Here is a 13756-nt window from a genome sequence, read left to right as displayed (position 1 = left end):
AGGACAAATGCGTTTTTATCATGCATTTTCTTTTGCTGCCGCAACGGCATTCCTGGTGGCCTGTGATAGCACCGTGACCAATGTCAACGACGATGCTAAGAATACGGGTACGATTACAATCAAGGCGGTCGATAACCATTCCGGTGCAGCCCTTTCTGGCGTCACGGTCTATTCCGTGGTAGACGACGAAACTGTTGTTTCCGATGAACTTGGCCTTTCCGTGTGGAGCGACCAGCTCCTGGGCGACCATAGCTATCAGGTTTCCAAGGATGGCTATGCTACGGTTCATGCCTTCGTTACCCTCCAAGAACAGGGTAAGGGCGATGTTCCTCGCGTGGGCGATGTCATTGCGACCGTTCCGATGTACAAGGCCGGTGTGCAGGCTAAGGGTATCGTTCTTTATCACGACGACAAGGGCAAGCTGAAGGCCGCCTCGGGCGTGACCGTCTATGCCAAACTGCCCGACATTTTCGTTCCGTCCGAACTTACGGAAAAGACGACTGAAAGCGGTGAATATTCCTTCAACAACCTTCCTGAAGGTACCGAAGTTTCCATTTATGTGGGACAGGAACAGATCGATTCCAAGAAGTATGTCGGCGGCGAGGCTATTCTCATTGGCGGCGAAACCTTTAGGGCCGGTGATGTTGTCAACGTGGCATCCATCAACCTCTCCAAGAGCACGCAGCAGGTGGTCCGTGTTGCTGACAACACTACCGAAATTGACACGACCTCCGATGTCACCTTCACCTATGCAACCGAACTCGAACGCGATTCTGTTACGACTGCGAACTGGAGTGTTGAAACCAGTGCTGGCAGGAACGTGCTGATTTCTGTATCGCTGAGCTCCGACAAGCGAACGGTCTCTGTTTCTCCCTACTCCGGCAAGTGGACCAAGGGTAGCTCCTACACCGTTACCGGTACCGTTTACTCTGTCGATGGCGCCTCCTCTAAGGTGAGCACCTCGTTCGTGGTGGGTCAGCACGCTAGCAGCGAAAAGCCCGATAACGTCAAGGGCTTGAAGATCGAACCGGATGAATTCTACGATGACGAAGTCGTTCTCTCCTGGAATGAATCTAAGGAAGATGTCTATCGCTACAACATCTATCGCAAGACGAACGTGGCGAATGACTTCTCCTATGTCACCTACACGACCGATACGACCTACACGATCGATCTGGATGACTTCAGCTCGTCCGTGACGACTCTGTACTACATTGTTCTTCCGGTCAACGATGAAGGTGTCGAAGCCGATATCGAAGACGCAGAATTCGTGAAGTACACGATCGAAAAGTAGCAAGCCTCATTTTTACTCCTTAGACAAGAAGGCCTCCGGATATTCCGGAGGCCTTTCCTTGTTATACACAAAATTGCTATGCCCAGAATTGTTATGCACAAAAAAATCCTGGCGAAGCTGCCAGGACTTTTCAATAGAAGATGGATTGTTGCTTGTGTAGCAGGAAACCGTTCCTGTGGTTCTAGTCGAATCCGTTAGTCGTTTTCGTCAGGAATCGGCTCGCTAGAATCCGAACTTCCAATGACCTCTTCTTCTTCGCTGGAGCTAGATTCCAGTTCTTCTTCTTCGGAGGAGGAACTTTCGATTTCTTCCTCTTCGCTGGAGCTGGATTCTAATTCTTCTTCTTCGGAGGAGGAGCTTTCGATTTCCTCTTCTTCGCTGGAGCTGGATTCTAATTCTTCTTCTTCGGAGGAAGAGCTTTCGATTTCTTCCTCTTCGCTGGAGCTGGATTCCAATTCTTCTTCTTCGGAGGAGCTGGACTCTAACTCTTCGGACGAGGAACTTTTAGGAGCGGTGCTTGCGCTGGAATCGTCAAAGTCTTTCTTCTTGGCGCTGGAACTGGATTCGTCCTTGATTGTTACGGTGCTGGACGAGGCCGGCTTTTCCTTAAACCAGCCCTGTTCGACCCATTCGCCGCCTTCGCAACGGTAATAGCTGCCCGTCGCGATGACTTGCATAACGTTGCCGCTGGAACCGCTGCAGGTACCCAGGTCGGCGACCGTCTTGACGACTCCGTCGGGCATCGGTGCAGAAGCAACGGACTCGGTATCGGAGTCTCCACAACCGGAGAGAATTGCCATGGACACCATGGAGGCGCTCAACAAAGCTTTTTTCATTCTGTTCTCCTTTATAAATTTCCCAAGAGTGTTTAATTTGTAGCAAAGATAAAAAAATGTATGGCGGTAGGCAAGCCGTGCCTTAATTTGGATGGAAAAAATGCCTGTTCGTGAGGATTATGCTTGTAGGGGCGACTTTTTTTGTGTAGATTTGTAAGGAAAGGAGGAATTTATGAAAAAGAAATCTTTGGGAGCTTCCGTTGTAGCCGCTCTGTCTGTCGCATCGCTTTCGCTTATGCTCTGTGCGTGTGGTGACGAATCGTCGTCGAGTGGACCGGATAATTCTGCCGTGGGTGGGGAAAGCTCCGCCGCAGAAGACCGCATGTCTTCTAGCGAAATGCCGATAGATACGACTTGCTGCAAGATCAAGGATAAATCTTCGTCAAGTGCAAAAGATAAGTCCTCTTCGTCTGTATCGCCAAAGTCGAGTGAATCCCATGGACATTCTTCGGAGGCTCTCGTTTCCTCTTCGAGTGCGGAGTCCGGCGAGACAGATAAATCTTCTTCTTCGGTAAACCTTCCGCATCAGCAGGCGAAAGATCTTTCTGCTGAATGTGACAAGGACTTCGATGACGGGCGAATCCTTAGCAATACCGCTCCGACAGGAAAGAATTCCTCGGATTTTGTAGTTGACCTGAATGATTTGCTCGATGTTTCCGCCGAAACGCTTCCGGTTGCAAGGAAATACGTGGGCGAAGACGGTTTCGTGACGATTGTCGTGGAACAGGTGATGATGCCTTGCGCTTCTGTCTTTGAACGCATCGATGTCTATGCAGGGGGCGATACGCTTTACGTGGATCCCGTGCTGGATCAGTCCGGGCCGGTGACTAACTGCCTTTGTCAGACGCGAGTCTCCTTTAAGATTGAAAAGGATGGCGACTTTACCGGGGCTACTTTCCTGATGTATGATCGTGGCGAGAATCTTGTCTATCAGTTGCAGGATGGTTCCTACGAATCGGACGAAATGAATCAGCTGAAAAAGTCCGGGTTCGTTTTAGGAACATGCATGAATGATGCTGACCTTGGCGATCATGGACCTAAGGCTGGCGCGCCAAATGAGGCTTCTAGGAAAGCCGCTCCTGTGGAACTTCCCGAAGCGACCTTGACTTCTTATGCGAGCGGGGAATCTGTTCTGGAAGTGAACAACGTAATGGACTATTGTAAAGTGACGGCGATGGTTTCGCAAAAGATGAGCGGCGATACCCTGTTCCTGGATTACTATAACATGGGCGCTGTTGCGAAATGCATCTGTTTGTTTGATTCGCACAAGTTCCTGATTGCGCCGGAAAATACGGGAGCGAAAATAGTCTCGTTTAAGGGAAGTTTCTTCAAGGTGGTGCGGAAAGAAGATTCCGCTGTACCGGAGTAAGACCTCCGAAGTCCCGTGTGCAAATCTGATGCATGAAAGGGTGTTCCTTAGGGAATGCCTTTTGGCTAATTATACGGTTTGTATTATATGAGAAAAATATTTGCGAAATATTGATAAAAATTGCGTAATTTTGCTTAAAAATGTTATTTTTGTATAATAAATTTGTTGACTGGAGCACGCGAATTAGGTATATTCCTAGGTATGAAATCGGTCCTTGAATACAAAGACTATCACCGCTATATGCAGGATTACTACGACGAACGCAAGCGTCTGGGTGCGTTCTCGTGGCGTGAGTTCTGCAAGAGTGCCGGTTTTACTTCGCCGAATTTCTTGAAACTGGTGTGCATGGGCCAGAGTAAGCTCAGCAAGGTCAAGGTGGGCGATGTGGCAAAGGCGATGGGACTTGTCGGTTTTGAAGAGGACTATTTCCGTGAAATGGTCGTCTTTTGCAATGCCGAAAAAGATGACGTCAAGAAGGCTGCTCTCCTTGAAATGCAACGGATTGCGCAGGAGCACAAGGTGCGCGTGGTCGATGGCGACGCGTTTCAGTATTATGAATCCTGGAAGTATCCGGTTCTAAGGGAACTCATTCCGATGATGCCGGGGGCGACTCCCCGCGACATAGCCGACGAATGTAAGGAGCATGTGTCCGCCGAGGAGGTTCGCGACGTTCTGAATTTCTTGGTGAAGGCCGGTTTCCTGAAAAAGGAGGGCGAAAAGGTCTATTCGCAGACGGAACAGACCGTAATCGGTTCGAAGGAAGCCTTGCCCATTGCGATTCGTGCCATGCACAAGGAAATGGCGAACATGGCCGCCCGCGCCATAGACCGTTATTCGGCAAGCGAACGCTACTTTACCGGAGTGACGCTCAGCGTGAATCAAGAGGCGAGTGCTCGGATTGCAAAAGAACTCGATGTCTGCTGCAGGAAGGTGCTTTCGATAGCGAATGAATACAAGGACCAGGATCAGGTCTGTAGAATCAATTTTCAGTTTTTCCCGGTAACGGACAAAATCAAAGAGGGGAGCCATGCTTAGGAAGTTTGCTTTTATCGCGGAAAGTTTTCTGTTCCTGTCGTTCATTGCCTGCGGCGGTGGAGAAACGACGGCCGGTGGGACAATCGACCCCAATACCTTTGCCGAGATGAGTAGCTCATCTGAAATGATTTCTTCGTCGACGGTTCCCGATGAGAGCCGGTCCTGTTCGTCGAAGGATGATCCTGAGAAAGTTCTGAGTTCCTCGAGCGAAAACGGGGGCGCGCATACGCCACAGATTGAATCCAGTTCGTCAATGGAGCGTATAAGGGATGTCAGTAGCAGCTCGTTGAATGATGGTAGAGGCTTGGATCCGATTCCCGTGTCGTCTTCGTCGTGGATCGATGATGTCATAAATCCGAGTAGCCCCTTGGTCCAATGCGTGAGCGAAATATTTGCGCTGAACAAGGATGCTTCTGGGGACGAAACGGGTATGGTGACGCCTTCCGCCTACAAAATTGTGGAGAAGGATTGGGTTCAGGTGACCTTGAGTGATGTCGGTCTCGAAGTTCCATGCGATGCTTCTAGGCGGGAGTTGTTCTTGAAAATGCTGAGCTCCGGGAGCCATATTCAGGTAAATCTTGAAGGCGATACGTTATATGTTGCCGATACGCGTAGTGATGAAAGTCGTGGTAATGAATCTACGTACGGTTGTGTTTGTGCGGCCAGGGTAGAGTTTATACTGGATAAGTGGTATTCAGACTTTGACTATACGGTCTTTAATCGAAAGGATGCTTTCCCGGTGGATGATTCGACGTCTGTTCCGGAGAAACCTCAACAGAATAAACAAGAGGGAGGAGTAATATGAAAAACAAAAAGTTTCTTACCGGTATTGTAACCGCATCGATCACTGCAGCACTCTCGTTTGCGCTGCTCGCTTGCGGCGACGATTCGTCTTCGACGGCGCCGGAGCCTTCGGTTTCCGATGGTGGCAGTTCTGCTGTCGAGGAATCGTCTTCTAGCGAAATGCCGACGGATACGACCTGTTGCAAGGTGAAGGATTCTTCGTCTAGCGAAGGAAAGGGCCTTTCGTCAGCGGGCGAACCGGAGAGTAGCTCGTCTTCTAAAACGGAACCACTTTCGAGCGCAAATGCCGAATCGTCTTCGTCGCAAGGTGAAAAACTTGTCCAGGTGGCAGACGATATTTTCGGCCTCTGCCGTGATACAAAAAGCCGAATTACCGATGGGGTTGAATGTCCCGAGGGGGCATCTTGCCAGCAGCCGGTAGTTGATTGGGCGCTCCCGCCGATTGCCTATATGAGTGTCGATGAAAATCCTGACTCAGCGGTGATTATAGTGGATAATGTTTCCCTGTCGTGTATGGCAATCAGCGGAACCGCTAGCGTGATCCGGCAACCGTCCGTCCGCAGCGCCGAACTTACCGCTTCTGGCGATACGCTATATATGAACTTGGAAGTCGATTCATCGGCCACCCAAAATGAATGTCGCTGTCAGTCCCGAGTCGTTTTCAAGATCAAGGCTGATTCCGCTTTCCTGAATGCAACGCTTCTGGTGGTGGTGCGTGGCGATGATTGGGGTGACAGAATGCAAATCCTGAGAGAGATGCCTCCTGATGAAGATTCTTACCCCGTAAAACAAGATACTGTAAACCTGACGGAACTGGAATTGAACGGTTATGAAAGGGGCCAGTGCCAGAATGATGATTTTGCCGCGAAGCCCGTTGCGAAGATGGCGCCCTCGGAACTTCCCGAAGCAACGCAGATTACCTATATGAACGGCAATACCGTCTTGACGCTGAAAAACGTAATTGATTATTGCGGGATAGATGCGAAGGTGTCTCAAAAGATGGTCGGTGATACCCTGAAACTGGAGTATTACAACCAATTGAATATGACCCGGTGCATCTGCACCTTTGATAAATTCGAATTCTTGCTTGAACCGGAGAATACTGCTGCCAGGTACGTCCAGTTTAAGGATGTCGTCTACGCAGTCAACGTGATTACGTATGTGGTTGACCCTAATTGGGAAAATTAGAACGGCAAGTTGTCTAATTCGTCTTCTTGCGCCTGCTTCAACTGTTTGCGGAGTTCTGCAGCGAACTTTCTTGGAACGGGGCAGGAAGGCGGAAGAACCTTGACTGCAGGCATGTTCCACTCGGCATAGCTTGTCTTACCGTCTTCCGTCATGGCGAAATCGATGATTTTGTATTGGTCGTTGTGGGGACTTTCGTTGAGAAAACTCCATACGATTCCTAGCCTTACATAGCCGTGGTCCTCGAATTCGACAAAGTCGCCTTCCTTAAAACGAATCGTCTCTGGATTGCGACCTTCGAAAGGCGTCCTACTTTCTAGCCAAAGGGAGCCGTCTCCGAAATAGCGACGGCATGTGATAAAGAGATACGGGTCTTCTAGCTTGTTCAGCGGTCTTTCGCCCACGAAGAAACCGTAGATGTCCCCCTTGTTTTGCTTGGCGACCTTCTGAATTTCTTTTTCGGCGTCGGCGAGAGTCTGATAAAATCCGAGTTCTGCATTTTTTATCCAGAATCCGGGGCTAACCGCTTGACAAAACAGGAAATCGTTCTTCTCAATCCTATAACTGTGTTTTTCGTTCCTGAGATAGCGCAAAACGCGCAAGGTGAAGACACTTTTTGTATGTTCCTGTTGCTTGGACTGTTGTCTGGATGTTTTTGGGGACATGGTGACCTCGCTTTGAAAGTGTCTGGTGCTCCGTTAAATATATAAAAAGATGGTGTCATAAAATGACAATTTGATAGATTTCACGTGAATAAGGTCCCTGAGCCTGTCGAAGGGCCGAATGTGTGATCCACATAGAAGTGTCATCCTGAGCGAGTGTAACGAGTCGAAGGATCTATAATAATTTAAATTGTAGGGGAAAAAGGTGCTTTCTTATGAAAAAATTTTCTTCCCCCGTCACGTCATCCTCGAACTATAGGTCCCTGAGCCTGCCGAAGGGCTGTTTTGCCATGGCAAGATCCATACAAAACTGTCATCCTGAGTGGTACACTGAGCCTGCCGAAGTGCAAGCGAAGCGCGTCGAAGGATCTCTAGCAGCGTTTCTTATTGCCGTCCTCCTCACGGCTTGCGGCGAAAATACCACTACCGAAAAAATCGTGGAAGTGGCTACCGGCGGCACCGAAATCGTTTCCTCGGTGAAAGACCTCCCCAAATGCACTAAGAACAATCAGGGTGAATTTGCTTATGTGAAGGGAGAACCGTCCGCAAGAATTTGCGTAGATGGCAAGTGGTTTGCGACAGTCGCGAAGGATACTTCTGCTGATTTTAGCTGCACGACCAAGGAACTCAAGGACAAGAGCGGACTTAAGATTATCTGTAATGGCGATTCCATTGGTGTGGTGCTGAACGGTGCAAATGGAAAAGATGGAGCCGACGGAAAACAAGGTCTTCAGGGGGAACCAGGTGTTGCCGGTAAAGATGGTGCCGATGGTGAACAAGGAATTCAAGGTGAAAAAGGTGATACCGGCGAAAAGGGCGACCCTGGTGCAGCCGGCAAAGATGGTAAGAACGGAACTAACGGAACGAATGGAACCAATGGAAAAGACGGTACCGGTTGCACGCTAGCCCAGAAGGGGACGAAGGTTACGATTACCTGTGGTGAAAAATCGACGACAATAGATATCGGCTCGGGGAGTGGCTCGGTTGTGGATACTGTTGAACTCGACTCTGAAAAAGTTTCTGTTTCGCTCGATTCCGTTTCGGGCGTATCGCAGAAGGGACCGTTCCTTTCTGGTTCCAAGGTGCAGGTGAAGGAACTTGAAAGCGGTCGCACCTTGGCTCAGACGGGTAACAATTTCGATGGAAAAATTTTGAATGATAAGGGCGAATTCAGGATTCCCTCGCGCATGATGGTGAGCCAGTACATGATGCTGGAGGCCTCGGGGTACTACCGCAACGAAGTGACCGGCGAAGAATCGAAATCGCCGTTAACTTTGTTTGGCGTGACGAACGTGTTGCTCGGCAATGTCGTGAACATCAACTTGCTGACGCATCTGGAATACGAACGCGTCATCTACCTAGTGGTCCACGAAAAGATGACTGTTAGGCAAGCGAAGGAACAGGCGCAGAAGGAAATCTTCGGTTTGCTGGACATTGATGCGACGGGCTTCAGCAATTCTGAGCGCTTGAGTATCGCGGGCTCTAGCGATGAGGACGGAGCTTTGCTTGCCTTTTCGATTATGTTCCAAGGCGACCGCTCCGTGGCTCAGTTGACAGAACTCTTGACGAAAATTTCGACGGATATGGAAAAGGACGGTACGTGGGATGATGCGAAGACCCGTATGGATATCGCGGACTGGAGTGCCGATACGGATAGCTCTGGCCGCCTTGCGACAATTCGTGGCAACGTGGCTGCTTGGGGACTTTCTGCCATGGTCCCGAATTTTGAACAATACATACGTCATTTCTGGACAACCGAATATGGCCTCGATAGCTGCAATGCAAAAATGGCGGGAACGGTCAAGGCTGCGACCGCAGGCAAGCGCAAAGGCTCTAAGACGCGTTTCATCTGCAAGGATATTGACGGCCTTGGTGATATGCGCTGGGCGATTGCCTCTGATTTTGAAAAGGATACGTACCAGTGGAAAGCGGGGAAGGACGGTGCGCTCAAGAATGGCGATGTAACCGATGCGAAGTATGTGTACGATAAGACCGGCAGCTACAATGGCACCGTGGGTTGGCGTATGGCGGTTGCCGTGGAAAACGTCTATGGCGGTTGCGTAGAAGCCCTTTACGATTCTATCCGTAGTTATCGCGGTGCGAATGAGGCTGGTTACTACCAGTGCCAAAAGGCTACGCATACTTGGGTGCTTACAAATAATTACCTGATGATCGATACGCAGGGCTGGGAGAACGGAACAGATGGTCTTGCCAAGAGGGGGGATAGCACAGGCTTTTGCTACGTGTATGATACGAGTGCAGTTTATAGGGGCTGGCGTACGGGAAACGATGATGATTGTTCACTTGGGTTGCAGGGATGCACTAAGGGCTATGTGGGGATAATGAAACTAGGGCTTGTAGAAGATATTTATTTCGTTTGTGATGCGGATGAATGGAGACCGGCTACTCCTCAGGAGGAAATTGCCTGTCGTAACAAAGGCGTGTGTCGCTTGTGTACGGAAAGTATGCAGGGATTTACGGAAAAGCGAGACGGTGTCTTCTATGTATGCGACAAGCAAGACTGGCGCGAGTTTAACTGCGCCGAAAAGAAAATGGGGCTGTGCATGGCGAACGACAGTTCCCTTGTGGAGGCCTGCGAAACGGTTGGAAGCTTTAAAATCGACTATGTATGCTCCGAAGATCATTGGCATGCGGTAACAAGTCCGTTTGAATATACGCTTGATGCATGGAACGCAAAGCGTGATGCCTACAATGCGGCAATGGTAAAAGCTGGGGTGAATTCTGATTCGATAATTACAGACCCGCGTGATAACAATACTTATAGAACGGTTGTCATCAACGGAAAACGTGTGTTTGCCGAAAACTTGCGCTATGCGGATAGTGCGACTACGGTTAATTTGAAGGGCCAGACATGGTGTTATAATAACGAAATGAAAAACTGTAAAATAGGTGGACGCTACTATACATGGACTGCGGCGGTGAATTTAAATAAACAGTGGCTAAGGACCAGTGCGTCCGCCTTGATTAAGAATCCTCATCAGGGAATTTGTCCTGAAGGCTGGCATTTACCGAATGATATAGAATGGAAGACTTTGTTTAATACAGATTGGTATACTGGGGTAAGTGACTATGCTGTGCAACAGATGAGGGGTTTTTATGGTTGGACTGAGGCTACGGACTCTAGTGGATTCTCCGCGTTCCCTGCAGGCCTCTACTATGAGGGCTCTTTCTACGACATTGGCTTAAACGTACATTTTTGGAGTGCCACTGAGGATGGTAGCCTTAGCGCTTACTTCTGGTCCTTGGATGCAAATACTGCGACCCTCGACTATTACTCGAGAGGCAATTACAACCGCTACAAACACCATGGTTTCTTTGTCCGTTGTTTCCAGGACGATCCTGCAGCTCCCTAGCCATCTTCCTACAAAAGGACTGCTCCCATTTGGTAAGTCAGCCTTTTAAATAGAAAACAGCCTTGTCCACGGACAAGGCTTTAATGTTTTGAGAAAGAAAAACAGAGACCCCGCTGGAGCGTCTGTTTTAATTTGGAAAGGTTCTACACTTGAACTTTTGCAAATAAAAATTTAAATTGTAGTATACGGAATTGTCTTTCCCGCGAAAGACCTTCCTACGTCATCCTCGCGAAGGCGAGGATATTCCTGCATTTATAATCCGAGGGAATCTTTATGAAAAATCCTTCCGTAGAAAAACACGTCGCGAATTTGCTGAAAGCATGCGTGGCGGCCGCACTATGTTTATTCTTTGCCGCGTGCGGCGGTGATTCCAGCGGCACCGACAGCACTCCGAAAATCAGCGATGCCGACTACGAGGCGGATTCTTACAGGGGGCTTCCTTCGTGTACGGAATCCCGTGATGGTGAAACAGCCTACGTGGTAGACCAGGACCAGGGTTACGTTTGCAAAAATGGCAAGTGGGTTGAAGACGATGAAGCCGTTGAAACCAAGAGTTCCAGCAGTGGCAAGGCGGATCAGAAGGGAAAATCCAGCTCCTCGAACAAGTCGGTTATCGACACGGTTATTACCGTGGACCCTGAAACGGGCGATACCATTATCTCGCTGGACACGTTGGCGGGCATCGATTCCACGCTTCGCAAATGTGCCCCTGAGTTTGATGACAAGTACATGACCTACAACGGTACGACCTATCGCTGCTACGACGATTTCTGGCGTCCGGAGAAGAACCCGCCCAAGGACACGGATGCTCAGGTGATTTGTCTCAAGACGACTGACCCGAACGCTCCGCTCAAGTGCTACCTTGATACGGCCATCTGGAGTAGTTCCAGCTACGTTGCCGACCCAGAAGATTTTGTGGACCAAGGCGTCATCAAGATCAAGGACGGTTCCATTACGGGTGTGGCGCAGAAGGGCCCGTATCTGCAGGGTTCTACTTATCGCATCATTCCGCTCGACGGCAAGACGCTCAAGCCCACGGGCGACACGCTTACCGACCAATTCAACAATAGTATGGGTACCTATACCTTCTGTGACTTGAATCTACCAAGCCAATATGCAATGATCGAGGCGAGTGGTTACTACCGCAGCGAACTCACAGGTAAGAAGAGTAACTTGCAGATGACTATCGGAGCCATTGTGGACGTGCAGAAGGGTGCGAACATCAACATGATTACGAACTTGGAATATGAACGTGTAAAGTATCTTGTTCAAAACGAGGGCTACAATATCGCGGGCGCAAAGAAACGCGCTCTCACCGAAGTCCTTTCAGCATTCCATATCGAAAATGTGACGGGCTCTGCAGAACAACTCGACATCACGAAGGACGGCGAAGCGAATGGTGCTTTGCTAGCCATTTCTATCATGATTCAGGGCGTTGCGGGATCGGAATTCAACGTGATTGACATGATGAAGGACTTCCGTGAAGACTTGAAGGAAGACGGTCAGTGGACGGGAAAAACGGCGCGTACCGTGATCGCTGATTTTGCCTACGAAGCGGATAGCTTGGGGAGTCTTGGAAGCTATCGCAGTAATGTCGCTAGCTGGGGCCTTTCCAACACGGTTCCTGCCTTTGAACGATATATCAAGGATTTCTGGGGGCTTGAATACGGCATCGGTCGCTGCACCGAAGACCGCATTGATGAAATCAAGAAAAATCAGAATTCTGCAAGCGAACATAAGGACGATTATTTTGTCTGCGAAAGTAATGGTTGGCGTTACATTGGAGAATTTGAATACAACACCAAGAACAACGTATGCGATGTCGCTGGGCTCGTAATTCCGGGCAATGTCGATAAGGATAAATACTATATCTGCGGTAATGGCTGGCGCGAAGCGACCGCTGTCGAGGTCGATAAATACTATACCGAATGTACTATGGATGGTAAACTGCATAAATTCAGTGACGGAAAATACTATAAGTGCTCCAATGATGAATTTGTTCTGGCAGACCCATTGGATACTGCTTTAGGGCAAGTTTGCGTTAGCTACTTAGAAGGCAAATCGTTTGACCGTAAAAACGACATTCATACCTATACTTGTAAGAATGGCTCCTGGAAGGTTGGCTGGGCGACTGGCAACTGCACGAAGGATGGAAAGATTGCTGAAATGTTCTTCGAAGCCTCGGACAAGAAAAAAGGCTATGTCTGTGATGCAGATACATTCCGTGTGGCAACGGCAAACGATTCGCTTTATAATTTTGCTTGCGTCAGTTACACTGATGGAAAATCTGCGGAACGCCAAAATGCAATCCATACCTACACTTGCGAAAAAAATGTTTGGAAAATAAGTGATGCTTGGTCCAAGACAAACTGCGCCAAGGATGGCTCTATCCAAACGCTGATTTACGATGAAACTGGCAAAACCAAAGAATTTGTTTGCGATGCCGATACGTTTAGGGTTGCAACAAAAACGGATACTTCGGTAGTTGATTTCTATGGCTCGGTTTGTGTAAGTTATTTGGATGGTGTTGAAATTCAGTTATTGACAGGTCTTCAGACGAAATGCTTGAATGGAGAATGGAGTGGTTCTTTAAAAGATTCTCGCGATGGTAAAATATACAAGATTGCTGCGATTGGAACGCAAATCTGGATGGCTGAAAACCTGAACTTTGATTACAAGGTGGACGGTTCTTCATATGGTACCTATACCAATGCCGATAATGGCGAAACATACGGTCGCTACTACACTTGGGCTGCGGCAATGGATAGTGCTGGAATTTATTCCGAAAACAGCAAGGGATGCGGTTATGGCAAAACTTGTACCGTAAAGACTCCAATCCGAGGCATCTGCCCTAAGGGTTGGCACCTGCCTAGTTATGCTGAATGGCAAACTTTGATCACTGCGGTGGGTGGTTCATCTACGGCAGGTAAGGTTCTTAAGTCTCAGACGGGATGGAAGGTGGGTAATGGAACGGACGCCTATGCCTTCTCGGCGATTCCTGCCGACCTCCGCGGTGAAAACGGCTTCAGAGGTGTCAGTTACACTTTAGCTGTCTTTTGGAGTGCATCAGAGCACTCTGTAGACACCGCCGATCTCATGAGTTTGAGCGACAGCGACGCTGCGTTCTTGAATGACAACATTCCTTTCACTAAGGACTTAGGGTTATCCGTTCGTTGCCTCCAGGATGCTCCGTAGGC

At 49.0% G+C, this 13756-nt stretch carries 9 protein-coding genes; 7 read left to right on the top strand and 2 right to left on the bottom strand.

Going from position 1 to position 13756, the window contains the following annotated elements; all coding sequences use genetic code 11:
• Positions 1–7 precede the first annotated feature (7 nt).
• The gene (locus Q0W37_RS00395; RefSeq protein WP_297697694.1) at positions 8–1294 is read left to right on the top strand and encodes a hypothetical protein; all 1287 of its coding nucleotides are present in this window, start codon (positions 8–10) and stop codon (positions 1292–1294) included.
• A 194-nt stretch (positions 1295–1488) separates the two neighbouring features.
• Here the strand turns inward: Q0W37_RS00395 and Q0W37_RS00390 are convergent, their stop codons facing one another.
• Positions 1489–2130: a hypothetical protein gene (locus Q0W37_RS00390; RefSeq protein ID WP_297697692.1), complete on the bottom strand. Its 642-nt coding sequence runs from the start codon at positions 2128–2130 to the stop codon at positions 1489–1491.
• Between the two features lie 172 nt (positions 2131–2302).
• Between Q0W37_RS00390 and Q0W37_RS00385 the strand changes: the two genes are divergently transcribed.
• The 4 genes from Q0W37_RS00385 to Q0W37_RS00370 all read left to right on the top strand — a co-directional run bounded on the left by Q0W37_RS00385 (position 2303) and on the right by Q0W37_RS00370 (position 6526).
• Positions 2303–3499 (top strand): hypothetical protein, encoded by a 1197-nt coding sequence (locus Q0W37_RS00385; protein ID WP_297697690.1) that lies wholly within the window; start codon positions 2303–2305, stop codon positions 3497–3499.
• Positions 3500–3700: 201 nt separating this feature from the next.
• Complete coding sequence (locus Q0W37_RS00380) at positions 3701–4534, top strand: TIGR02147 family protein (RefSeq protein ID WP_297697688.1); 834 nt, start codon at positions 3701–3703, stop codon at positions 4532–4534.
• On the top strand, positions 4527–5339 hold the full coding sequence (locus Q0W37_RS00375) for a hypothetical protein (protein WP_297697686.1): 813 nt from the start codon (positions 4527–4529) through the stop codon (positions 5337–5339). Before Q0W37_RS00380 ends, Q0W37_RS00375 begins: the two co-directional genes overlap by 8 nt.
• Complete coding sequence (locus Q0W37_RS00370) at positions 5336–6526, top strand: hypothetical protein (RefSeq protein ID WP_297697685.1); 1191 nt, start codon at positions 5336–5338, stop codon at positions 6524–6526. Before Q0W37_RS00375 ends, Q0W37_RS00370 begins: the two co-directional genes overlap by 4 nt.
• Here Q0W37_RS00370 and Q0W37_RS00365 read toward each other — a convergent pair.
• Complete coding sequence (locus tag Q0W37_RS00365) at positions 6523–7188, bottom strand: hypothetical protein (RefSeq protein ID WP_297697684.1); 666 nt, start codon at positions 7186–7188, stop codon at positions 6523–6525. The two genes, Q0W37_RS00370 and Q0W37_RS00365, sit on opposite strands and share 4 nt — an antisense overlap.
• Positions 7189–7400: 212 nt before the next feature.
• On the opposite strand from Q0W37_RS00365, the gene Q0W37_RS00360 reads away from it, so the two are divergent.
• Both Q0W37_RS00360 and Q0W37_RS00355 read left to right on the top strand, forming a co-directional pair.
• The gene (locus Q0W37_RS00360) at positions 7401–10559 is read left to right on the top strand and encodes an FISUMP domain-containing protein (protein ID WP_297697682.1); all 3159 of its coding nucleotides are present in this window, start codon (positions 7401–7403) and stop codon (positions 10557–10559) included.
• A 273-nt stretch (positions 10560–10832) separates the two neighbouring features.
• Entirely contained in the window at positions 10833–13754 is a 2922-nt protein-coding gene (locus Q0W37_RS00355) for a fibrobacter succinogenes major paralogous domain-containing protein (RefSeq protein WP_297697681.1), read from the top strand.
• The last annotated feature ends 2 nt before the right edge of the window (positions 13755–13756 follow it).

This window comes from uncultured Fibrobacter sp. (assembly GCF_947166265.1).
GTDB lineage: Bacteria > Fibrobacterota > Fibrobacteria > Fibrobacterales > Fibrobacteraceae > Fibrobacter.
This window is presented reverse-complemented; position numbering and strand designations above follow the sequence as displayed.